Annotated in this window: 1 pseudogene; it reads left to right on the forward strand. The window is 62.7% G+C overall.

The window, feature by feature from the left end:
• Positions 1-236: pseudogene (locus FQ664_RS26965) on the forward strand (histidine/lysine/arginine/ornithine ABC transporter ATP-binding protein); the annotation flags it as partial.

Genomic DNA, 236 nt, shown 5'->3' on the forward strand with positions numbered 1-236 from the left:
GCGCTGGCCATGGAGCCGGAAATCATCCTGTTCGACGAGCCCACCTCGGCACTCGACCCGGAATTGGTCGGCGAAGTGCTCAAGGTGATACAGACGCTCGCCGAGGAAGGACGTACCATGCTCATGGTCACCCATGAAATGGGGTTTGCCCGCCAGGTGTCGAGCCAGGTGCTGTTCCTGCACCAGGGCCTGGTCGAGGAAAGCGGCAGCGCCGAAATCCTCGACCGGCCACAGAG

This window comes from Pseudomonas persica (assembly GCF_900291015.1).
GTDB lineage: Bacteria > Pseudomonadota > Gammaproteobacteria > Pseudomonadales > Pseudomonadaceae > Aquipseudomonas.